23 protein-coding genes are annotated in these 21,091 nt (G+C 67.7%); 7 read left to right on the forward strand and 16 right to left on the reverse strand.

Annotated features, from left to right (window positions below; all coding sequences use genetic code 11):
* Positions 1 to 239 precede the first annotated feature (239 nt).
* On the forward strand, positions 240 to 1,712 hold the full coding sequence (locus FRZ61_RS02480) for a DUF4139 domain-containing protein (RefSeq protein ID WP_151114817.1): 1,473 nt from the start codon (positions 240 to 242) through the stop codon (positions 1,710 to 1,712).
* Between the two features lie 323 nt (positions 1,713 to 2,035).
* Here FRZ61_RS02480 and FRZ61_RS02485 read toward each other — a convergent pair whose 3' ends face one another.
* From FRZ61_RS02485 to FRZ61_RS02505, 5 genes are all read right to left on the reverse strand, one after another.
* Positions 2,036 to 2,977 carry a hypothetical protein gene (locus FRZ61_RS02485; protein WP_151114818.1) on the reverse strand — a complete coding sequence of 314 codons (942 nt, stop codon included), beginning with the start codon at positions 2,975 to 2,977 and terminating at the stop codon, positions 2,036 to 2,038.
* Positions 2,978 to 3,187: 210 nt separating this feature from the next.
* The gene (locus tag FRZ61_RS02490; protein WP_151114819.1) at positions 3,188 to 4,705 is read right to left on the reverse strand and encodes a UxaA family hydrolase; all 1,518 of its coding nucleotides are present in this window, start codon (positions 4,703 to 4,705) and stop codon (positions 3,188 to 3,190) included.
* A 127-nt stretch (positions 4,706 to 4,832) separates the two neighbouring features.
* Positions 4,833 to 5,294, reverse strand: coding sequence for an NfeD family protein (locus tag FRZ61_RS02495; RefSeq protein WP_225309072.1), 462 nt, complete (start codon positions 5,292 to 5,294; stop codon positions 4,833 to 4,835).
* Positions 5,294 to 6,241: an SPFH domain-containing protein gene (locus FRZ61_RS02500; protein WP_225309073.1), complete on the reverse strand. Its 948-nt coding sequence runs from the start codon at positions 6,239 to 6,241 to the stop codon at positions 5,294 to 5,296. Before FRZ61_RS02500 ends, FRZ61_RS02495 begins: the two co-directional genes overlap by 1 nt.
* A gap of 167 nt (positions 6,242 to 6,408) precedes the next feature.
* Positions 6,409 to 7,551 carry a DNA recombination protein RmuC gene (locus FRZ61_RS02505; protein WP_151114820.1) on the reverse strand — a complete coding sequence of 381 codons (1,143 nt, stop codon included), beginning with the start codon at positions 7,549 to 7,551 and terminating at the stop codon, positions 6,409 to 6,411.
* A gap of 154 nt (positions 7,552 to 7,705) precedes the next feature.
* On the opposite strand from FRZ61_RS02505, the gene def reads away from it, so the two are divergent.
* From def to lepB (FRZ61_RS02535), 6 genes are all read left to right on the forward strand, one after another.
* Positions 7,706 to 8,242 carry a peptide deformylase gene (def, locus tag FRZ61_RS02510; RefSeq protein WP_151114821.1) on the forward strand — a complete coding sequence of 179 codons (537 nt, stop codon included), beginning with the start codon at positions 7,706 to 7,708 and terminating at the stop codon, positions 8,240 to 8,242.
* Between the two features lie 302 nt (positions 8,243 to 8,544).
* The gene (gene fmt, locus FRZ61_RS02515) at positions 8,545 to 9,489 is read left to right on the forward strand and encodes a methionyl-tRNA formyltransferase (RefSeq protein WP_151114822.1); all 945 of its coding nucleotides are present in this window, start codon (positions 8,545 to 8,547) and stop codon (positions 9,487 to 9,489) included.
* 13 nt (positions 9,490 to 9,502) lie between these two features.
* Positions 9,503 to 10,240: a tRNA pseudouridine(38-40) synthase TruA gene (truA, locus tag FRZ61_RS02520; protein ID WP_151114823.1), complete on the forward strand. Its 738-nt coding sequence runs from the start codon at positions 9,503 to 9,505 to the stop codon at positions 10,238 to 10,240.
* A gap of 127 nt (positions 10,241 to 10,367) precedes the next feature.
* Positions 10,368 to 10,982, forward strand: a complete 615-nt coding sequence (locus FRZ61_RS02525; protein WP_151114824.1) for a LysE family translocator — start codon at positions 10,368 to 10,370, stop codon at positions 10,980 to 10,982.
* A gap of 87 nt (positions 10,983 to 11,069) precedes the next feature.
* Positions 11,070 to 11,951, forward strand: a complete 882-nt coding sequence (gene lepB, locus FRZ61_RS02530; RefSeq protein WP_151114825.1) for a signal peptidase I — start codon at positions 11,070 to 11,072, stop codon at positions 11,949 to 11,951.
* A 45-nt stretch (positions 11,952 to 11,996) separates the two neighbouring features.
* Positions 11,997 to 12,911 carry a signal peptidase I gene (gene lepB / locus FRZ61_RS02535; protein ID WP_151114826.1) on the forward strand — a complete coding sequence of 305 codons (915 nt, stop codon included), beginning with the start codon at positions 11,997 to 11,999 and terminating at the stop codon, positions 12,909 to 12,911.
* Positions 12,912 to 12,917: 6 nt separating this feature from the next.
* Here lepB (FRZ61_RS02535) and FRZ61_RS02540 read toward each other — a convergent pair whose 3' ends face one another.
* The 11 genes from FRZ61_RS02540 to yidD form a co-directional block, all read right to left on the reverse strand.
* The gene (locus tag FRZ61_RS02540) at positions 12,918 to 13,484 is read right to left on the reverse strand and encodes a hypothetical protein (RefSeq protein ID WP_151114827.1); all 567 of its coding nucleotides are present in this window, start codon (positions 13,482 to 13,484) and stop codon (positions 12,918 to 12,920) included.
* Positions 13,485 to 13,501: 17 nt separating this feature from the next.
* Complete coding sequence (dapE, locus tag FRZ61_RS02545; protein ID WP_151114828.1) at positions 13,502 to 14,665, reverse strand: succinyl-diaminopimelate desuccinylase; 1,164 nt, start codon at positions 14,663 to 14,665, stop codon at positions 13,502 to 13,504.
* Positions 14,666 to 14,668: 3 nt separating this feature from the next.
* Entirely contained in the window at positions 14,669 to 15,526 is an 858-nt protein-coding gene (gene dapD, locus FRZ61_RS02550) for a 2,3,4,5-tetrahydropyridine-2,6-dicarboxylate N-succinyltransferase (RefSeq protein ID WP_151114829.1), read from the reverse strand.
* Between the two features lie 119 nt (positions 15,527 to 15,645).
* On the reverse strand, positions 15,646 to 16,386 hold the full coding sequence (locus FRZ61_RS02555) for a pyrimidine 5'-nucleotidase (protein ID WP_151114830.1): 741 nt from the start codon (positions 16,384 to 16,386) through the stop codon (positions 15,646 to 15,648).
* Between the two features lie 188 nt (positions 16,387 to 16,574).
* A complete protein-coding gene (locus tag FRZ61_RS26325; RefSeq protein WP_191909264.1) occupies positions 16,575 to 16,715 on the reverse strand; it encodes a hypothetical protein in 141 nt (46 codons plus the stop codon).
* A gap of 103 nt (positions 16,716 to 16,818) precedes the next feature.
* Positions 16,819 to 16,968: a hypothetical protein gene (locus tag FRZ61_RS26330; protein WP_191909265.1), complete on the reverse strand. Its 150-nt coding sequence runs from the start codon at positions 16,966 to 16,968 to the stop codon at positions 16,819 to 16,821.
* 164 nt (positions 16,969 to 17,132) lie between these two features.
* Positions 17,133 to 17,255: a hypothetical protein gene (locus tag FRZ61_RS26770; protein ID WP_263641751.1), complete on the reverse strand. Its 123-nt coding sequence runs from the start codon at positions 17,253 to 17,255 to the stop codon at positions 17,133 to 17,135.
* Positions 17,256 to 17,390: 135 nt separating this feature from the next.
* Entirely contained in the window at positions 17,391 to 18,281 is an 891-nt protein-coding gene (gene argB, locus FRZ61_RS02560) for an acetylglutamate kinase (RefSeq protein ID WP_151114831.1), read from the reverse strand.
* A gap of 11 nt (positions 18,282 to 18,292) precedes the next feature.
* Positions 18,293 to 18,943 (reverse strand): ribosome biogenesis GTP-binding protein YihA/YsxC, encoded by a 651-nt coding sequence (gene yihA, locus FRZ61_RS02565; protein WP_151114832.1) that lies wholly within the window; start codon positions 18,941 to 18,943, stop codon positions 18,293 to 18,295.
* Positions 18,944 to 19,012: 69 nt separating this feature from the next.
* Complete coding sequence (gene yidC, locus FRZ61_RS02570) at positions 19,013 to 20,737, reverse strand: membrane protein insertase YidC (RefSeq protein WP_151114833.1); 1,725 nt, start codon at positions 20,735 to 20,737, stop codon at positions 19,013 to 19,015.
* A gap of 29 nt (positions 20,738 to 20,766) precedes the next feature.
* A complete protein-coding gene (gene yidD, locus FRZ61_RS02575) occupies positions 20,767 to 21,051 on the reverse strand; it encodes a membrane protein insertion efficiency factor YidD (protein ID WP_151120646.1) in 285 nt (94 codons plus the stop codon).
* Positions 21,052 to 21,091 lie beyond the last annotated feature (40 nt).

Genomic DNA, 21,091 nt, shown 5'->3' on the forward strand with positions numbered 1-21,091 from the left:
TGGATCCCCGCTTTCGCGGGGAAGACAAAAGAGCATGCGGGCCCGCCCCTTCTGTAGGGGGTGATTTCGATAACGGGCCATCCCGCGCCCTTAAAATCCCTTGCCCGCGCCCTTAATTGGCCTTAATGGCGCGTCATCTAGGCGCCCGTGGGACATATCCGCCGCTCCTGTTGCAGGCCCGTGACGATGGTGGTCGTCCGGCCGCAACCCTCGAGGACCGGCCTTTGGGGAGTTCATCGATGAGCCTTCGTTCGAGCTTGCTGCGCGCCTCGGCCTTGAAGCCGGTGGCGGCTTTGTCGCTGGCCGCGATCCTGTTGCTGGGCCCGGCGGCGATTTCCTCCGCGGCCTGGGCCGAGACCGCGCCCGCCGAGACGCAGGTCTCGCTCGACGACCAGACCGGCGTCGCCATCACCATCTACAACCAGGACCTCGCCCTGGTGCGCGACCAGCGCAAGATCCCGCTGACCGCCGGGCTCAACGACCTCGCCTTCATCGATGTGAGCGGGCAGATGCGCCCCGAGACGGCGCTGCTGCGCGTCGACGGCGCCAAGGTCACGGTGCGCGAGCAGAACTTCAATTTCGACCTGCTGACGCCCGAGAAGCTCCTGGAGAAGTCGGTGGGCCGCAAGGTGCGCGTCATCACCACCAACTACGCCACCGGCGCCGAGACGACCGAGGAGGCGACGGTCTTGAGCGTCGCCGGCGGCGTGGTGCTCAAGATCGGCGACCGGATCGAGACCGCGTCCCCCGGCCGCATCGTGTTCGACGAGGTGCCGCCCAACCTGCGCGCGCGGCCGACGCTGGTGATCGACGCCGACAGCGACAAGGCCGGCGACGCGACGGCGCAGCTTTCCTACCTGACCGGCGGCCTGAGCTGGGCCGCCGACTATGTGGCCTCGCTCAGCCCGGACGAGAAGACGCTCGATATCGACGGCTGGGTCACGCTCACCAACCAGAGCGGCACCACCTATCGCGACGCCAAGCTGCAGCTCGTGGCGGGCGACGTGCATCGCGTCCAGCAGGAGATGATGAAGGACATGACGGTGGCCACGGCCATGCCGGCGCCGGCGGCCGAGCAGGCGATGAGCGAGCAGTCGCTGTTCGAGTATCACCTCTATACGCTGAACCGCCCGACCACGATCGCCGAGAACCAGACCAAGCAGGTGGCGCTCTTGAGCGCCGCCTCGGTGCCGGTCGAGAAGGAGTTCCGCTTCACCGACCTGACGGCGCGCGGCTATACCTACGATATCGGCGAGCAGGAGCGGGTCAACGCCACCGTCTATGTCAGCTTCGTCAATGACGACAAGTCGCATCTGGGCCTGCCGCTGCCCAAGGGCACGGTCAGGGTCTACAAGGCCGACAATGACGGGCAGGTGCAGTTCGTGGGCGAGGACGCGATCGACCATACGCCCAAGAACGAGGATGTCCGGCTCACGCTGGGCCAGGCCTTCGACGTGACCGCCCGCGCGCGCCAGACCAAATACGAGAAGATCTCGGACTCGGTCTATGAGAGCGCCTACGAGATCGAGCTCAAGAACGCCAAGAAGGAGCCGGTCACGGTCGTGCTGATCGAGGACGTCCCCGGTACTTGGAAGATCCTGAGCGAGAGCGCGAAGCACGAAGAGGTGAACTCGAACCGCCTGCGCTGGGAAGTCCAGGTCCCGGCCGAGGGTTCGGCGAAGTTCAGCTACGCGGTGCGGGTGCGGTACTAGGCGGCATCGCGTTTCGCGATCACCCTCCCCCCACCCCCTCCCGCATCCTCCTTCGCCCGGTGGGCTTCGGAGGACAGGAGGGGAGGGGGCGAGATGTTGGTTGTTCCAGCCCCCTCCCCTGGCGGGAGGGGGTAGGGGGAGGGGCCGCTTCCAGGAAGAGCGAAGCCGCCGGCCATCAATCTCGCTCGACGCTCGGAAGTCGAGCAAAGCGATCCTATCCGAGGGCATGGCGATCGCTGATCCGCGGCCCTGTAATGCCACGGCGGGACCGCCCGGTCGCCAGAGCCGGGTTCGTCGCTGCGGGGCTGTCGCGAGCTTCTCGGCTAGGGCGTCGCTTTGCCGAGCTTGCCGAAGCGCTCCATGAGATAGGCCTGCGCGCCGTCGGCGAGAAAATCCCGGTCCATGCGCATCTCGTCGTCGAAGACGATGGCGGCGATGGAGCGGTCGGTCAGGATGGTGCCCAGGAGCGCGATGGCGCCGTCGTCGTCGAAGATGTTCTCGCCATAGATCAACCGCTTGTCCACGGCGTCGTCGCCCATCAGGAAGCGGAAATAGTTGAACTGCAGGTAGCCGTTCCGCGGCATGCGCGGACCGAGGACGAACACGCGGATATTGTTCCATTCGTCCGGCGTCATGCCGGCACGCCATTTCTGGACGATCGAATCCAGCAGGTCGATCTGGTCGCGCGCCGCCGCGGCGGCGTTCGCCAGGAGGAAAGGCGCGACCTCGTGTCCCGCCGCGGTCAGTTCCTCCCGCGTATAGCTGCCCTTCTGCAGCACGGAGTCCATGAACGCCAGCAGGTGCTGCACGATGAACCGGTCGCGGGCGAGAGCGTCGTCGCCCAGCCCCAGCGTGTCGAGAATGGGTTCGACCGCTTTCGTCTGCACCTCCAGCTTTTCCAGATAGGGGCGCCATTTGGAGGCGCCGCCGGCCGGATCGTCGAGATAAGCCTGCAGCAGGCCCACCGTGCCCAGCGCGATATGGGACATCGTCTTCAGGCTGGTGTAGCTGTCGGGCGTGTAGTTGGCCCGGGTCTCGCTGCCGTTCGCCATCAGGACGATGTCGCTTCCGACGATGATGATCGGTCCCCGGTGCGACAGCGTTTCGGCCTTGCCGGCCGCATAGGCCGCCCGGGCGGTGTCGTTGAGCGCCTTGAGCTGCTCCTCGTTGGAGAGCGCATGGGCGGGCCCGCCGAGCAACAGCAGGAACAAGCCCAGCAGCAGCGGAAAGGCCACGCGAAATGGCGCGGTCGAGAATCCGATCATGATATCCCCCTGACAATAGGCAGCCCGCGCAAAGTATCGGTCAGGAGGGCCGCTCCTCGCTACCTCTCTCTCTGCGCGCCGAAGGGCAGGCCGGGTCGCTGAATCCGGGGTGGAACGGGTTTGTGAACCTTTGCTCATCCCGGCGCCTGCGTCCGAAAGGGGAGGGATGTGGTCGGCGTCGGACTCGCTCCGGGCTTCGAAGCGATCGCCCTAATAGGTTGCGCCGTAATTCCACGGCACGAACTCCTCGTCGCCATAGCCGAGGCGCTCGCTGCTTGTCTTCTCGCCCGAGGCGGTGCGCAGCATCAGATCGAAGATACGCTCGCCCATCTCGTCCAGCGTCGCGGTGCCGTCGGCGATCTCGCCGCAATTGATGTCCATGTCGCCCTTCATGCGCTGGTACATCGGCGTATTGGTGGCGAGCTTGAGGCTCGGCGCCGGCTTGCAGCCGAAGCAGGAGCCGCGGCCGGTGGTGAAGCAGACGAGATTGGCGCCGGCCGCGACCTGGCCCGTGGCCGAGACCGGATCGTAACCCGGCGAATCCATGTAGACCGCGCCCTTGGCCGTGATCGGCTCGGCATAGCGGTAGACGGCGGTGAGCGGCGAGCTGCCGCTCTTGGCGACGGCGCCCAGCGACTTCTCGAGGATGGTGGTGATGCCGCCGGCCTTGTTGCCGGGCGAGGGATTGTTGTCGAGGCTGCCATCGTCCTTCCGGGCATGCTCCTCCCACCAGCGGATCAGCTCGATCAGCGTCTCGCCCACGGCCGGTTCGGTCACGCGCGCGAGCAGCAGGCTCTCGGCGCCATAGATCTCCGGCGTCTCGCTGAGGATGCCGGTGCCGCCCGCCGCCGCCAGCAGGTCCACCGCCCTGCCCAGCGCCGGATTGGCCGTCAGGCCCGAGAAGCCGTCGGAGCCGCCGCATTGGAGGCCCACCGTCAGATGCTCGGCGCCGACCGGCGTGCGCGTGGCCGCGGCGGCCGGCTCGATCATGGTCTTGAGCGCATCGATCGCGGCGCGGACCGTCGCCTCGGTGCCGCCTTCCTCCTGGATGACGAGGGGCTTCAGCCGCTCGCTCGGATGAAGGCCCGCCTTCGCCATGAAGTCATGGACCTGGTTGTCCTCGCAGCCGAGCGCCACGACCAGCACGCCGGCGAAGTTCGGATGGTTGGCGTAGCCCGCGAGCGTGCGGCGCAGGAGAGTGATGTTGGGGCCGTCGCCGCGCGCGCCGCAGCCTTGCTGGTGGGTGAGGGAGGCGATGCCGTCGATGGTGGGGTAAGCCGCGAGATCCACCTCGCGGCGGAAGCGGTCGGCGATGAGCCGCGCCACGGTCGCCGAGCAGTTCACCGTCGTCAGCACGCCCAGATAGTTGCGCGTGCCGACGCGCCCGTCGGCGCGGCGAAAGCCTTCGAAGGAGGCCGACCGGCGCGCGGGCTGCGGCAGCGCCGCGCCGCCCAGGCGCCAGTTCACCTTCATCGGCTGGAAGGCGAGATTCTGCGTGTGGACATGAGCGCCGGCCGCGATCGGCCGGGTCGCGACCCCGATGGGGATGCCGAACTTCAGCACGGGCTCGCCTTGCGCGATCGCATGGCGCGCCAACTTGTGCCCGCGCGGGATCGCCTCGCCGAGCACGAGCCCGTCCTCGATGCGGGTGCCGGCCGGCAGGTCGTTCAAGGCAACCAGGACGGAGTCCCGATCGTTCAGCTTGAGCCAGTCCTGTCCCGCCGCCACGCGCGCTCTCCCTTGGTCAGGCGAAGAGCTTAGCCGATCTCAGCGACGGCAACGGCAGGAAAGGAAGACGGCGTTTTTCCTGCTTTTCCCTCTCCGCCCGCGACGCGGGGGAGAGGGAAGAACAAGCCTACGCCGCTTCGACCTTCAGCGTCGTGCCTTCGACGGCGATCACGCGGACGCGGGCGCCCTTGGGGAGGTCGGGGCCTTCGGCGCGCCAGACGGTGTCGCCGACCTTGACCGCGCCGCGGCCGACATGGATGGCCTCGGCCAGGGTATAGATCTGGCCCACCAGTGCGTCGGCGCGGCGGTTGAGGCCGGTATCCTCGGTCTTGATCGGATGGCGCTTGAGCCAGGCCCGGCCGGCGAAGACCGCGACCACCGACAGCACGGCGAAGATCAGGACCTGGAGCTGCCAGCCGAGATCGGGGAGGATCACCAGCAGCAGTCCCACGACGCCGGCGGCGAGCCCCAGCCAGAGGAAGAAGGTGCCGGGCGCCAACACCTCCAGCAGGAGCAGGAGGACGCCCAGGATCCACCAATGCCAGAACTCGACGTTCCCCTGCAGGAACGCGGTCACCGCGTCGCCCACTATTTCTTCTCCCAGGGGCCCGTCCCCTGCTTGGCTAAGGCCTGCTTGGCCAATTCGGCGATGCCGCCGATGGCGCCGATCACGCCCGAGGCCTCGAGCGGCATCAGCACCAGCTTCTGGTTGGGCGAATCGGCGAAGCGCGCCACCGCATCGACATAGCGCTGCGCGATGAAGTAGTTGATCGCCTGCACGTCGCCCTTGGTGATCGCCTCGGAAACCATCTGCGTCGCCTTGGCCTCGGCTTCGGCGGCGCGCTCGCGCGCTTCGGAATCGCGGAAGGCGGCCTCGCGACGGCCCTCGGCCTGGAGGATCGCGGCCTGCTTCTCGCCTTCGGCCCTCAGCACCTGCGCCTGGCGCAGGCCCTCGGCCTCGAGCACGGCCGCGCGCTTGTCGCGCTCGGCCTTCATCTGGCGGGCCATCGAATCCACCAGGTCGCGCGGCGGGGCGATGTCCTTGATCTCGATGCGCGTCACCTTGAGGCCCCAGGGATGGGTCGCCTCGTCCACGACGTGGAGGAGCTGGGCGTTGATCTTGTCGCGCTGGGAGAGCAGCTCGTCCAGATCCATCGAGCCCATCACCGTGCGGATATTGGTCATGACGAGATTGAGCACCGCGATCTGGAGCTGGCGCACTTCATAGGCCGCCTTGGCCGCGTCCAGCACCTGGTAGAACACGACGCCGTCGACGCTCACCATGGCGTTGTCCTTGGTAATGATCTCCTGCGTCGGCACGTCGAGCACCGTCTCCATCATGCTCATCTTGGCGCCGATCCGGTCGATGATCGGCATGATGAGATTAAGGCCGGGCCGGAGCGTCTTGGTGTAGCGCCCGAAGCGCTCGACCGTCCATTCGCTGCCCTGCGGCACCGACTTCACGCCGGAGAAGATCAGGATGATCGCCAGGACGACGAGCACCAGGACGAAAATCGAGAATCCACCCACTTCCATGTTCGTCTGCTCCCCTGTTTCCTGCGGCGCCGGCCGGGCCCACTCCCCGATCCGCCGGAACGCCGTCAGCCGCCACCAACTTGTTCCTGCCGCCAAACCGTCACCATGACGAAGCGGCGACTAATACCCCCGGCTGCAACCGGCAATGGCGCCTAGGAATATGGCCCTTACCGCTTGGCAATCAAGAGATCGGCTGCCGGCAGTGGCGCCGGCGTTGGCGTCGCGCCGCTTTCCTCGATCTCCACTTCCTGGATGCGCTCACCGCGCTTCTGGATCTGCTCGGACGATGTGGCGATGTCCTTCAGGTCCTTGCCCACCTGTTCGTGATGCTTCTGCAGGTTGCTGACGCGCTCGGAGAGGCGGCGCACATCCTCGAGCAGCAGGCCCACGATGCGCTGGATCACATGCGCCTGCTCGCGCATGCGAACGTCGCGCAGCACGGCGCGGATCGTGGTCAGGAGCGCCATCAGCGTCGAGGGCGAGGCGATCGAGACCCGCCGCCGCAGGGCTTCCTCGACCAGCGCCGTGAAGCCGCCATGGAGCTCGGCATAGACCGCCTCGGAGGGCAGGAACATCACCGCCCAGTCGGCGGTCTCGCCCGCGAGGATGTATTTCCCGGCGATGTCGAGCACGTGATTGCGCACCGCGGTCTGGAAGTCGCGCTGCGCCAGCTTGAGCGCCGCCTCGTCCTTGGCCTCCTTGAGCGCGCGATAGGCCTCGAGCGGGAACTTCGAATCGATCGCGATCGGGCCCGGCGGCTGGGGCAGCTTCAGCAGGCAGTCGACCCGCTTGCCGTTGGAGAGCGTCGCCTGGAACTCGAAGCTCGCGGCCGGCATCGCATCGCGCACCAAGGCCTCGAGCTGGACCTCGCCGAAGGCGCCGCGCGCCTGCTTGTTCGAGAGGATGTCCTGGAGCCCGACCACCTGGGTCGAGAGTTCGGTGATGTTCTTCTGCGCGGCGTCGATGACGGCGAGACGCTCCTTGAGCTCGGTCAGGGATTGCTGCGCCTGGGTGGAGGATTCCTGGAGCCGAAGTCCCACCCGGTCGCCGAGCTGGGCCAGGCGCTGCTCGACCGTGGCGGCGAGTGCCCGCTCCTGCGTCTGCAGCCCCTCGGCCAGCCGCGCCTGGGCCTCGCTCTGGGCCCGGGCCATCTGGTCGAAGCGGCCGGTGAGCTCCGCCATCCGGCCGGCATCGGCGCCCGACCGGCGCATCAGGGCGATGCCGAATCCGACCGCCACCAGGAGCGCGACGAGGGCCAGGAGCGCCACGCCGGTCAGGATCAGGGTGGGGTCGAGCGGCCAGGCAGCCATGACGGGAGGAGGCCTCGAATCGGGGGACGGGGAACGACCCTAGCATGGGCCGGGAAAGCGGCCAAACCCGCGGAAATCCGCGGCTTGACGCGGGTCCCGGCGATCCATACCTAGAGGGTGCACCAAGCTCCGTTTTCCATCTTTTCCAGCCCCCATGGCCCTGCTTCCCATCATCGTCGCTCCCGACCCGCGCCTGAACAAGAAGGCCAAGCCCGTGGCCGAGGTCGACGCGCGCGTCCGCAAGCTCATGGGCGACATGCTGGAGACCATGTATCTGGCGCCCGGCATCGGGCTGGCGGCGCCGCAGGTCGGCGTGCTGGAGCGCGTGATCGTGCTCGACCTCGCGCATGAGGGCGAGGAGCCGCGGCCGCTGCGCATGGCCAATCCCGAGCTGCTCTGGGTCTCGGACGAGGACGCGGTCTATAACGAGGGCTGCCTGTCGGTGCCCGAGCATTATGCCGACGTGACGCGGCCCGCGAAGATCAAGGTCCGCTATCTCGACGAGAACAACAAGGAAGTCGAGCTCGAGGCCGAGGGGCTGCTCGCGACCTGCATCCAGCACGAGATGGACCATCTCGACGGCATCCTCTTCATCGACCACCTGACCGCGCTCAAGCGCAACATCATCCTGCGCAAGCTCCTCAAGGCGAAGAAAGCCGCCCCCCAGCCCGCCCGCGACCACGCGCTCTGAGCGGTGGCGGGGGTGGGGGACGCGATGGGCTTTCAATCGAGCGCGGCGGCGAACACCCGCAGTTCCGTCACTTCCGCTCTCTCTTCCGTCGTCTCCGCCCCCACTGTCATCCCCGCGACCTGTACCGTCATCCCCGCGAAAGCGGGGATCCATCCTTCAGCATGCGCCGCTGGATCGAGTTGGATCCCCGCTTTCGCGGGGATGACAGTGGGGACGGGAATGACAGTGGGGGCGAAGACGACGGTACAGGCGGTGGAGCCGAGAACAGCGATCGCCCGCCTGGCCCGGGAAGCCGCCCGTCCATGACCCCGCTCACCCTCGCCTTCATGGGCACGCCCGAGTTCGCCTGTCCGGCGCTGAAGGCGCTGGTGGAGGCGGGGCATCGGATCGCGGCCGTCTACAGCCAGCCGCCGCGACCCGCGGGACGCGGCCAGCGCGACCAGCCTTCGCCGGTGCAGCGCCTGGCCGAGCATCACGGGCTCGAGGTCCGCACGCCCGCGAGCCTGAAGAGCGAATCCGAGCAGGCCGCCTTCCGGGCGCTGGGGCTTGATGCCGCGGTGGTGGTGGCCTACGGGCTGATCCTGCCGCCGGCCGTCCTGACGGCCCCGCGCCGGGGCTGCCTCAACATCCATGCCTCGCTGTTGCCGCGCTGGCGGGGGGCCGCGCCGATCCAGCGCGCGATCCTCGCGGGCGACGCCGAGACCGGCATCACCATCATGCAGATGGACAAGGGGCTCGATACCGGCGCGATCTTGACCCAGGAGCGCAGCGCGATCGAGCCCGACGACACGGCGGCGACGCTCCATGACCGGCTCTCGCTGATGGGCGCCCGCCTGATTCTCGAGGCGCTCGACGCCTTGGCCGCGGGCCGCCTCGAGGCGAAGCCGCAGCCGGCCGAGGGCGTCACCTATGCGGCCAAGCTCGAGCGGCAGGAGGCGCGCATCGATTGGCGCGAGCCCGCGTCCCTGATCCATCGCCGCCTGCGCGCCTTCACGCCCTGGCCCGGCCTCTGGTTCGAGGCCAAGGGCGAGCGGCTGCGCGTCCTCGATATGCGACCGCTCCCGATCGGGACCGGCGAAGCGCCGGGCACGATCCTCGGCCCTGCCGGCCAGGCGGCGCTGGCGGTCGCCTGCGGCGAGGGGACGGTGCTGGCGGTCGAGCAGCTGCAGCGGCCGGGCAAGAAGCCGGTCGCCGCAGCCGATCTGCTGCGCGGATTCCCGCTCGAGGCGGGCACGCGCCTGACCTGATAGAATCCCCACCATGCCGCGCTACAAGCTCACGCTCGAATATGACGGCGGGCCCTTCGTGGGCTGGCAGCGCCAAGCCAACGGGCTCTCGGTGCAGGAGGCGCTGGAGGACGCGATCTTCGCCTTCTGCGGCGAGCGGCCGAACGCCTTCGCCGCGGGCCGCACCGATGCCGGCGTCCATGCGCTGGGCCAGGTGGTCCATGTCGATCTCCTGCGCGAGGCCGAGCCCGACACGGTGCGCAATGCCGTCAACTACCACCTGAAGCCGCATCCGGTCGCGGTGCTGCGGGTCGAGATCGTCGGCGAGGATTTCCACGCGCGTTTCTCGGCGAAATGGCGCGCCTATCGCTACCGCATCCTCGCCCGCCGCGCGCCGCTGACGATCGATCGCCGCCATGTCTGGCTGGTGACGGTGCCGCTCGACGACGCCGCGATGCGCGAGGGCGCCGCCCATCTCGTCGGGCATCACGATTTCACCAGCTTCCGCAGCTCGATCTGCCAGGCGGCCTCGCCGATGAAGACGCTCGATCTTCTCGAGATCGAGCGTCGGGGCGAGGCGATCGAGATCCGCGCCAAGGCGCGCTCCTTCCTCCATCACCAGGTCCGCAACATGGTGGGCACGCTGAAGCTGGTCGGCGAGGGCAAATGGACGCCCGCCGACGTGGCCCGGGCGCTCGCCGCCCGGGACCGCAGCGCCGCCGGCCCGACGGCACCGCCGGACGGGCTTTATCTGACGGAAGTGGGGTATTGAGGCTTCATCGTCTTGTCCCTTCCCCCGGCTTCGGGGGAAGGCTAGGAAGGGGGCTGCACAGTCATCGACAGCGAGCAGCCCCTTCCCTCGCCCTCCCCCGTTCCGGGGGAGGGGATTAGGTCACCTCATGTCCCTCCATGTCCTCCTGATCTTCGCCGCAACCTACCTGGTCGCCTGCGCCCTGCCGGGCCCGACCGTCACGGCGCTGGTGGCGCGCGTGATCGGCAAGGGCACGCACGGTGCCTTCGCCTTCTGCACGGGCCTCATGGCGGGCGAGCTGATCTGGGTCGCGAGCGCGATGTTCGGGCTGGCGCTGCTGGCGGCCCTGTTCCAGCCGGTCTTTGTCGCGATCCGCTATCTCGGCGCCGCCTATCTGCTCTATCTCGCCTGGAAGCTCTGGACGGCGCCGGCGGCCGAGCCCGGCGAGGGCCGCGTCTCCGGTGGCGAGGGCGTCAGGCTCTTCCTCGGCGGCTTCGCCCTCACCATGGGCAATCCCAAGACCATGCTGTTCTATCTGGCGCTGCTGCCGACCCTGATCGACCTCGCGCATGTCACGGTGGGCGGCTTCCTCGAGATCGCGTTGACGGTGAGCGCGATCTACAGCGTCGTGATGGCGGGCTACGTGCTGCTGGCGGCCCGCGCGCGCCGCGCCTTCCGCAGCCGCCGCGCCATGCGCCTCGTCAACCGCGTCACCGGCGGCGTGATGGCCGGTGCCGCCGTCGCGGTGGCGACGCGGAACTGACTTCCATCTCCACAACCCAAGATTGACGGGAGCGCGGCTTGGCGGCACGCTCTCCTGCGTCAGAGCGATTTTGGGGAGCCGCTGATCTTGCAAGAGACAATCCGAATTCGCCGACCCTGGTTGGCGGTGCTCCTGTCATTCCTGGTAAGCGGCTTGGGCCAACTTTATTGCGGCCGGCCGGGTCGGGCGCTGCTGCTCGTCGTTGTTACCGTCCTTCTTGTACCCCTCGTCTACCTGCCCACGCTTGTCGACCGGCAAGCGTACGGCCATTTCTCCTGGATATTCCTGGCGCTCGTCGCGCTGGTGATCATGAGACTCTATGTGATGGTCGACGCCTGGCTTGTCGCGCGGCACACCGGGGCGCTGCGGCTTCGCTGGTATAATCGGTGGTACATCTATGCCGGGATCGCTCTCATCGGCAGTGCGCTGGGGCTGGTGACGCCCTTTCATAGCTACTCCATTCCTTCCGCATCGATGGCACCTGCTCTCCTGCCGGGCGACTTCGTTCTCACGAAGCCGTATTGGAGCGACAGCCGGAAGCCCCTGGTCGGCGACATCGCCATCGTCAAGCACGACGGGACTTTCTTTGTGAAGCGGATCGTCGCCGTGGGCGGTGACCGCGTTCAGATGATTGGCGGCCGGCTGACGATCAACGGAGTGGCCCTGCCGCGTGATATGGTTGGCAATCTGCGCTTCAACGATGTCGATATGACGCTCTATCGTGAATCCCTGCCCGACGGCCGCAATTACCGGATCATGGAGCTGTCGGATCACGAATTTCTGGACGATACGGCGGCGTTCACCGTGCCGCTCGCTTCATACTTCGTGCTGGGCGACAATCGGGACAACAGCAGGGACAGCCGCGTGATGAAGGAATTCGGCTACATGCCGGCTGAATCCATGGTCGCGCGGGTTCTTGTTGTATGGTGGGCGAAGGACTGGGGCCGAATCGGCACCACGCCGGAATAGATCGCCGCTCGTTGAATCGCCGTCGACTCCTTGGAGAATTTCGCTTTGACCGAGACTCCCCAGCGCCGGCTGCCCTGGCTGGCGGCCCTGCTTTCGCTGCTCACGCCGGGCCTGGGCCAGCTCTATAGCGGCCGGCCGAAGCGGGCCGTCGCCTGGTTCCTGGTGGCGGCCGTGGCGGGCGGCGCCTTCTATGGGGCGCGGGCGCTGGGGCTCATCGCGGAGAATCCGGGCATCCTGCCGGCGGTCTATGCGCTCCTCGTCGCGATCTGGATCGGCGCGATCGTCGATGCCTGGCGTGTCGCGGCACAGGCCGGCTCGATCGCGCTCGCCTGGTATAACCGCTGGTATCTCTATCTCGCCATTGTGCTGCTGTCGGGCCTCGCCGGTCTGGCCGTGCCGACGCCCTCGGCGCAGACCCAGCCCTTCTCCATGCCCTCGGGCTCGATGATCCCGACCCTGGTGGTGGGCGATATCTTCCAGGTCCAGACCGACGCCTATCGTTCGGCGCCGCCGCAGCCGGGCGACGTGGTGGTGGTGACGAAGGAGGCCGGCGGCCGCAGCTTCGTCAAGCGCGTGATCGGCGTCGCCGGCGACCGGGTGCAGATGAAGGAGGGCCGGCTCTATATCAACGGCGCGATGGTGGAACGGAAGGATGAGGGCCCGTTCACCGATCCGGACAACGGCACCGGCACGGCGACCTTGACCCAGTATGAGGAAATCCTGCCCAACGGCCGCCGCTACCGGATCGTCGAGCTCTCGGACAAGGAATTCTTCGACAACACGCCGGAGTTCCTGGTGCCGCCGGGCGAGCTCTTCTTGCTCGGCGACAACCGCGACAGCAGCATGGACAGCCGCGCCATCGGCGAGTTCGGCTTCATCCCGCTGGGCCATGTGCTCGGCCGCGTGCTCTTCATCTCGGGCTCGCTCGACCCGACCCGGATCGGGATGAAGATCGATTGAGGCGCGTCAGCGCATCAGCGCGTCGGTCAGCTGGTTGAGGGCGACCGAGAGCACGAAATCGCCGAGCTCGAAGGCGGCGGCCGCCAGCGGCGACAGGCGGAGCGCGAAGCGGAAGATGTTCCAGCCATAGAACAGCACGAGCCCATCCAGGATGAGCTGGAGCAGAACGACGAAATCCATCGAGACGCCGATGGCGACCAGCAGCACGATGGGCAATGCCAGCAGTATGAGGACCAGCGTCGACCAGTTATAGGCGACGATGAAGCCGACGAACTCCTTCTCGCGCTGGATCAGCGGCACCAGATAGAGCATCGCCAGCGGCAGCAGGCACCAACTGATGGCGTAGCTGCTGAGCTCGACGAAGAGGATCTGCAGCAACGGCGCCTGGGTTCCGGTGAGATCGATATCGAGCCAGATGAAGGGCAGATAGAGCGGCAGGATCAGGAAGGCGAGGCGGAAGGAGCGCCAGGCGCCGCTGGGAGTCCGGTCGAGCCATTCCATGCCGCGAGGATCGGCCAGAAGAAGCCGCCAGGCGCCGTAGCTGTTGTTGGCGATTTCCCGGGCCGTGAGCATGGGGAACGCGGATGCCCTCAGGCCGCCGCGAAATAGCCCTCGAGCACGCCCTCGTAGATGCGCGTCAGCGTCTCGAGATCCTGGACCGGCACGCGCTCGTCGACCTTGTGCATGGTGCTGCCGGCCATGCCGAACTCGGCGACCGGGCAGAAATCCTTGATGAAGCGGGCGTCCGAGGTGCCGCCCGTGGTGCTGAGTTCGGGCTTCAAGCCCGTCTCGCGCTCGACCGCCCGAGCGATCAGGTCCGAGAGCGGGCCCGGCGGCGTCAGGAAGGAGTCGCCGCTGACATGGATGCGCAGATCGTAGCTGGCGCCGGAGCCGGTGCAGACCGCGCGCAGCCAGCGCTCGATCGAGGCCGAGCTGTGCAGGTCGTTGAAGCGGATATTGAAGACGGCGCGCGCCTCGGCCGGGATCACGTTGGTCGCGGGATTGCCGACATCGACGGAGACGATCTGGAAGGTCGAGGGCTGGAAATGGGCGCTGCCTTTGTCCATCGGCTCGGCGATGAAGCGCTCGAGGATGCCGATCAGCCGATGCACCGGGTTGTCCGCCAGATGCGGATAGGCCGAATGGCCTTGGACACCTTTGATCGTCAGCCAGCCGGTCATGCTGCCGCGCCGGCCGATCTTGATCATCTGGCCGAGCCTCTCGGGGTTGGTCGGCTCGCCGACGATGCAGGCGTCGAGCCTCTCGCCGCGCTCCTTGAGCCAGCCCAGCACCGGCTTGGTGCCGTTGATCGAGGGACCTTCCTCGTCGCCCGTGATCAGCAGGCTGATGGAGCCGTCGAAGCCGTTCTTGCGCCTCGCCAGGAACCGCGCGGCCGCCGCGGTGAAGCAGGCGATGGCGCCCTTCATGTCGGCGGCGCCGCGCCCGATCAGCTCGCCATCGATCACGGCCGCTTCATAGGGATCGACCCGCCAATGGGCCTTGTCGCCATGCGGCACCACGTCGGTATGGCCGGCGAAGCAGAAATTGCGGCCGCTCTTGCCGAGGCGCGCGTAGAGATTCTCGACGCGCGGGCTGTTGCCGAGCGCGAAGGGCAGGCGATGGCACTCGAAGCCCAGCGGCTTCAAGGCGCCTTCCAGCACGCCGAGCGCCCCGGCATCCGCCGGGGTGACGCTGGGGCAGCGGATCAGGGCCTGGGTGAGGGCGAGCGGGTCGAGGGGCGCCGGTGCGGGCAAGAGTCAGTCCCGCAGGAGCTCGTTGATCGAAGTCTTGGCCCGGGTCTTCTCGTCGACGCGCTTCACGATCACGGCGCAATAAAGCCCGGGGCCGGGCTCGCCATTCGGCATCGGCTTGCCGGGCAGGGTTCCCGAGACCACCACCGAATAGGCCGGCACGCGGCCGTAATGGATCTGGCCGGTGGCGCGGTCGACGATCTTGGTCGAGGCGCCGAGATAGACGCCCATCGAGAGCACCGAGCCTTCCTCGACCACGACGCCCTCGGCCACCTCGGCCCGCGCGCCGATGAAGCAATTGTCCTCGATCACGACGGGACCCGCCTGCAGCGGCTCGAGCACGCCGCCGATGCCGGCGCCGCCCGAGATGTGGCAGTTCTTGCCGATCTGGGCGCAGGAGCCGACCGTGGCCCAGGTGTCGATCATGGTGCCGCTGTCGACGCGCGCGCCCACATTGACGAAGCTCGGCATCAGCACCACGCCCGGCGCGATATAGGCCGAGCGGCGCACCACCGCGGTCGGTACCGCGCGGAAGCCTGCGGACTTGAAGCGGTTCTCGCCCCAGCCGGCGAATTTCGAGGGCACCTTGTCGTACCAGACGGCGGGCCCATAGCCCGGGAAATCGCCGCCGCCGGGGATGGGGGCGGAATCGCTGATCCGGAAGGAAAGCAGCACCGCCTTCTTCAGCCACTGATGCGTGACCCAGACCCCGTCCATCTTCTCCGCCACGCGCAGCTGGCCGCCATCGAGCCGGTCGAGGGTGGCCTCGATCACCTCGCGGGTCTCGCCGGCGGTCGCCGGGTTGAGGGTTTCGCGGCGCTGCCAGGCGGCCTCGATCGCGGCTTCGAGCTGGGCGGTCTGCATCGGTAAAGGTCCGTCCTTATGGGAAAAAGCCGGCATCGCGGCCCCTGGAAAGCGGCCCGAAGATGGGGCAGCCCGGGGCGCCAGTCAACCGGCGGCCCTTGAGGGCGGAGCCGCGGCCATCAGCGCGGCGGCAGGCGCTCCAGCATCCCGGCCAGCCAGCCGGCCAGGTCGTCGGTCACGTGATGGATATGGTCGCCGTCGCTGCCGGCCTGGGCCCAGGGGGAATCCGTGCGCACCAGCACCGTGACCATGCCCATCGCCGCCGCCGGCTCGAGGTTCTGCGGCAGGTCCTCGAACAGGGCGGCGCGCCGGGGCTCGATGCCATGGCGCTCGATCAGCGCGCGGTAGCTGGGCGCCTGCGGCTTCGGCACGAAATTGCCGGCGACGATGTCGAAGACATCGAAGAAATGCTCGCGCACGCCGAGCCGGTCCATGACGCGCTCGGCATGGGCGACCGAGCCGTTGGTATAGATCAGCTTGCGTCCGGGCAGCCCGGCCAGGGCCGCCGCCAGCGCCGGGCTCGGCAGCACCGGCGACAGATCGATCTCATGCACGAAATCGAGAAAGTCGTGCGGGTCGACGCCGTGGCGCAGCATCAGCCCGTTCATCGTGGTCCCGTATTCCCGGAAATAGAGCTTCTGCAGCCGGTAGGCCTCGGCCGCGTCGACCTTGAGATGGCGGGCGACATAGGCGCCGATCAGGCGCTCGACCTGGTCGAACAGCCGGCAGCTCGCAGGATAGAGCGTGTTGTCGAGATCGAAGATCCAGGTGTCGATATGCTCGAAACCGGAAGCCTCGCCGGGCCTGGCTTGCGGCGCGGTCTCGGCTTGGTTCGGGGCGTTTGTGTCAGGGGTCGTCATGGCGCGGAAGATGGCCGCGACGCGGGGTCCGCGCAAGCCTCTTGCGGCCAAGCGTCTCCGCGGGGGCGGCCGGACTGGCGGCGCCCCCGCGGCCCAGGCGACGATTCGACGATGGGCCCGCCCGGGCGGGCGAGGCTGGCGGCGGGCCGTCGGGAGCGGGGACGGGTTCCCGAGCTGGTGAAACCGGCCTAGCGCTTGCTCCCGCTGTCGGGACCGTGGCGATGCGCGATCGGCGCGGGCTCCCGGTCCGTGAAGGAGGAATCGGCGGCACAGGCGCCGATGCCGCTCGCGAGCGACAAAAGGAAGAAGGCGGTCACGATTTTCTGCATTCTCCGAGCCTTTCAGTGATCTTGCGGAAGGGCGGGCCGCGGAACCGCTTTCGTCCGAAGCCCGCAGAGGCCAGACGGGGCCGGTGTTGCGAAAGGCGGGCGGTCAGTATCCGCCGCCGCCACCGCCGGAGCCGCCGCCCATATTGTCGCCGTTCTGCGTCTGGCTGTGCTGATCGGCCATGGGTTTGTTGGTGCAGGCGCTGACACCCGCCAGCAGAGCCAGCAGCAGCGCCGCGATGGCATACCGTTTCATCATCGCCTCCCCGGTTCGAAGGACGGCGCCATCGGCGCCGCCATCTTTCGGACATGGGACGGGGATGGCCCGTCACAAGCGATCCGGCGGCGCGTCCCGATCAAAGTTCCGTGAGCCGTCCGCGAGCGGGGGCGCGGGGAAAGCGTCAATCCGCGGGGAAAGCGTCAATCCTCGAAGCCGCCGCGGATGCCGTGGCTGGGGCTTTCGTAGGCCTTTTGAGATGCGCAGCCCGGCAGAATGACTGCCGAAATCACGAAGGCCAACAACGCCAGAAGGATCTTCTTCATGGGGCACACTCCCAAGCTGGGCCGCTCCAGCAGGAATCGCGGCGCGAGCGACGCTCTAGGATTTTAAGCTTAGAGCGCGCGGCAGGCAATCCACCCCCGCCGAGGCGGGGCGGATCTTCCGGGAGAGGCCGGGTCTCAGCCCTTATGGACCAGGGTGCCCAGGCCGTGCGGGGTGAAGATCTCGAGCAGCAGCGCATGCGGGATGCGCCCGTCGAGGATGACCGAGGCTTCGACGCCCTGCTCGACGGCATCGACGCAGGTATCGAGCTTGGGGATCATGCCGCCGCTGATGGTGCCGTCGCTCATGAGCTGGCGCACCTGGCTCACGCTCAGGTCCTCGATCAGCTTCCCGGTCTTGTCGAGCACGCCCGCCACGTCGGTCAGCATCAGGAGGCGCGTCGCCTTGGCCGCGGCCGCGATGGCGCCGGCAGCGGTGTCGGCGTTGACGTTGTAGGTCTGGCCGTCGGCGCCGAAGGCCACCGGCGCGATCACGGGGATGAAGTGCGAGTTCTGCAGCAGGTCGATCACCGTGGGATCGACCTTGGCCGGATCGCCCACCAGGCCGATATCGATCTGCTTGCCGTTCTTCTCGAGGAACAGCCGGCGCGCCTCCATGAGGCCCGCATCCTTGCCCGAGATGCCGATGGCGCTGCCGCCGGCCGCGTTGATCGCGGCGACGATCTGCTTGTTGATGGTGCCGGCCAGCACCATCTCGACCACCTCGACCGTGGCGGCGTCGGTGACGCGCAGCCCGTCGATGAAATCGCTCTTGATCTGCAGCCGGTCGAGCATGTGGCCGATCTGGGGGCCGCCGCCATGGACCACGATCGGATGGATGCCGATCTGCTTCATCAGCACGATGTCCTGGGCGAACACCTTGGCGAGCTCCGGATCGACCATCGCGTGCCCGCCATACTTGACGACGAAACGCTTGCCGGCATAGCGCTGCATGTAGGGCAGCGCCTCGGAGATCGTATGCGCGGTGCGCAGCCAGTATTTGGTTTCGCTGAAATTGCTCTGGGACATGGCGGCGGACTTTACCTCAAAGGGGCGGGGCTCGCCAGCGCGGCCAACAGCGCGCGCAGGAGGGGAATGCCTTCGCCGGAGACGGAACTGGTGGCGACGATCTCCGGGTGGGCGGCGGGATGGCGCGCGGCGCGGGCGGCGATCTCCGCGCGCAGCGCCGCCAGGGCCTCCGGCTTCAGCTTGTCGGCCTTGGTCAGGACGATCTGGTAGGACTGCGCCGATTCGTCGAGCTGCTTCATGACGCGCTCGTCGATCTCCTTCAGCCCCTGGCGGGCGTCGACCAGCAGGAGCGCGCGGCGCAGCGAAGGGCGACCCTTGAGATAGAGCGTCGCCAGCCCCTGCCACTCCTTGACCTCCTTGCGCGAAGCCTTGGCGTAGCCGTAGCCCGGCATGTCGACCAGCATCAGCCGGCCGCCGAGATCGAAGAAATTGAGCTGCTGGGTGCGGCCCGGGGTGTTCGAGGTGCGGGCCAGCGTCTTGCGGCCGGTGAGCGCGTTGATGAGGCTCGACTTGCCGACGTTCGAGCGGCCGGCGAAGGCGACCTCGGGCAATCCCACCGGCGGCAGGATCGACGGGCTGGTGACGCCGGCGACGAACTCGCAAGGGGCCGCGAACAGCAGCCGGCCCGCCTCGATCGCCGCCGGGTCGATTTCCTCAGCCATCGCTTGGCGCCGTTCTCCGCCGGCCGGGGCGTCCATGGCTCAACCCCTTCTCCCGCGCCTCGAAGCCGCTCAGACCTTCACGCCCATCCGCCACATGATGAAGCGCTGCTGGGCGACCGAGAGCGTGTTGTTCCAGGCCCAGTAGATCACCAGCCCCGCCGGGAAGGAGCCCAGCATGAAGGTGAAGATGATCGGCAGCAGCGACATGATGCGCGCCTGCACCGGATCGGGCGGCGCCGGGTTCAGGCGCTGCTGCAGCCACATGGTGAAGCCCATGATGATCGGCCAGACGCCGATGCTGAGGATGTGGAGCGGCCCGAGATTGGGGACCGTGTAGGGCAGGAGCCCGAAGAGATTGAGGATCGTGGTGGGGTCCGGCGCCGAGAGATCCCTGATCCAGCCGAAGAAGGGCGCGTGGCGCATCTCGATGGTGACGAACAACACCTTGTAGAGCGAGAAGAAGATCGGGATCTGCACCACGATGGGCAGGCAGCCCGCGGCCGGATTGACCTTCTCCTTCTTGTAGAGCGCCATGATCTCCTGCTGCATGCGCGCCTTGTCGTCCTTGAAGCGCTCCTTGAGCTTGGTCATCTCCGGCCCCAGCGCCTTCATCTTGCTCATGGCCTTGTAGGACTTGTTGGCGAGCGGGAAGAGCAGCAGGCGGATGAAGACCGTCAGCAGCAGGATCGAGATGCCGAAATTGCCGATCTGGTGATAGAGGAAGTCCAGCACCTTGAAGATCGGCTTGGTGAGGAAATAGAACCAGCCGAAATCGACCGCGCGGTCGAACAGCGGCACGCCGTTCTGCTCGTCATAGCGGTCGAGCAGGCGGACCTCCTTGGCGCCGGCGAAGAGCTGGGTCGCGGTCTCGACCGACTGGCCCGCGGCCAGCGGCATCGCGTCGCCGCGATAGTCCGCCTGGTAGAGGTCGGTGGTGCCCTGGAGCGCGTGGCTGAAGCGCGCGCTGAGCTTGGTGCCCTGGTCGGGGATCAGCGCCACCAGCCAGTATTTGTCGGTGATGCCGAGCCAGCCGCCGGTCGAGCTGTAATCGACCTTCTGCTTCTCGCGCAGGTCCTTGTATTTGACCTCGTCGAGCTTGCCGTCGAGCACGCCGAGGAGCCCCTCATGCAGGATGTAGTAGTTGAGGAGGTGCGGCGTGCCGTAGCGCGCGACGAGGCCGTAGGGGAACAGCGTGACGGCCTGTCCGCTGCTGTTCTCGACGCGCTGCGTCACCTTGAACATGAAGTTCTCGTCGAGCTCGAAGCGGCGCTCGAACTTGAGCCCCTGGCCGTTGTCCCAGGCGAGCGTCACCGGATGGCCCGGCGCCAGCTGATCGCCTTCGGCCTGCCAGACCGTGTTGGCGTTGGGCAGCACCACGCCCTCCTCCTGCGCCACCCAGCCGAAATCCGCGTAATAGGCGTTGGCGGCGCCCACGGGCGACAGCAGCACGATGTTGGGCGAGGTGGGGTCCACCGTCTCGCGATAATCGTTGAGGATCAGATCGTCGAGACGCCCGCCCTTGAGGTCGATCGAGCCCGAGAGCCGCGGCGAATGGATGGCGATGCGGGTCGTGGTGGCCAGCACCTGCGAGCGGTCGGCGAGCGGCTGTTCGGTCGCAGTGGCGGGCGCGCTGGGCGCCGTGCCGTTGCTCGGCGCCGCTGGCGCGCCGGTCGAGGCGGTCTGCGTGACCGTGGCCGCGGGCTTCGGCGGGAAGAAGACCTGCGTGATCACCGAGGAGCCGATCAGGATCACCACCGAGACGGCGATCGCGATGATGAGGTTGCGTTGTTCCATGAGGGGCCGGGCCAGGACTCGCTAGAAGGTCAGAAGGAGGGAGAGCGGCGCTCGGGGCGCGCCAGGCGCCCGGCGAGCTGCCGCCACGAAAACTGCGGGGGCACGGGGTCGTAACCATGGCCGCCCCAGGGATGGCAGCGCAGCAGCCGCCAGGCCGTGAGGACGAAGCCGGCCGGCACGCCGTGATGCCGGAAGGCGTCCATGCCATAGGCGGAGCAGCTCGGCTCGAAGCGGCAGGAGCGCGGCAGCAGGGGCGCCACCAGGAGCTGGTAAGCCCGGATCATGCCGATGCACAGCCAGCGCGCCGCCTTCATCCGTTCCACCCCGCCTTGGTTCGGCTCATCGGGCCCCGCC

It is taken from the genome of Hypericibacter adhaerens (assembly GCF_008728835.1).
GTDB lineage: Bacteria > Pseudomonadota > Alphaproteobacteria > Dongiales > Dongiaceae > Hypericibacter > Hypericibacter adhaerens.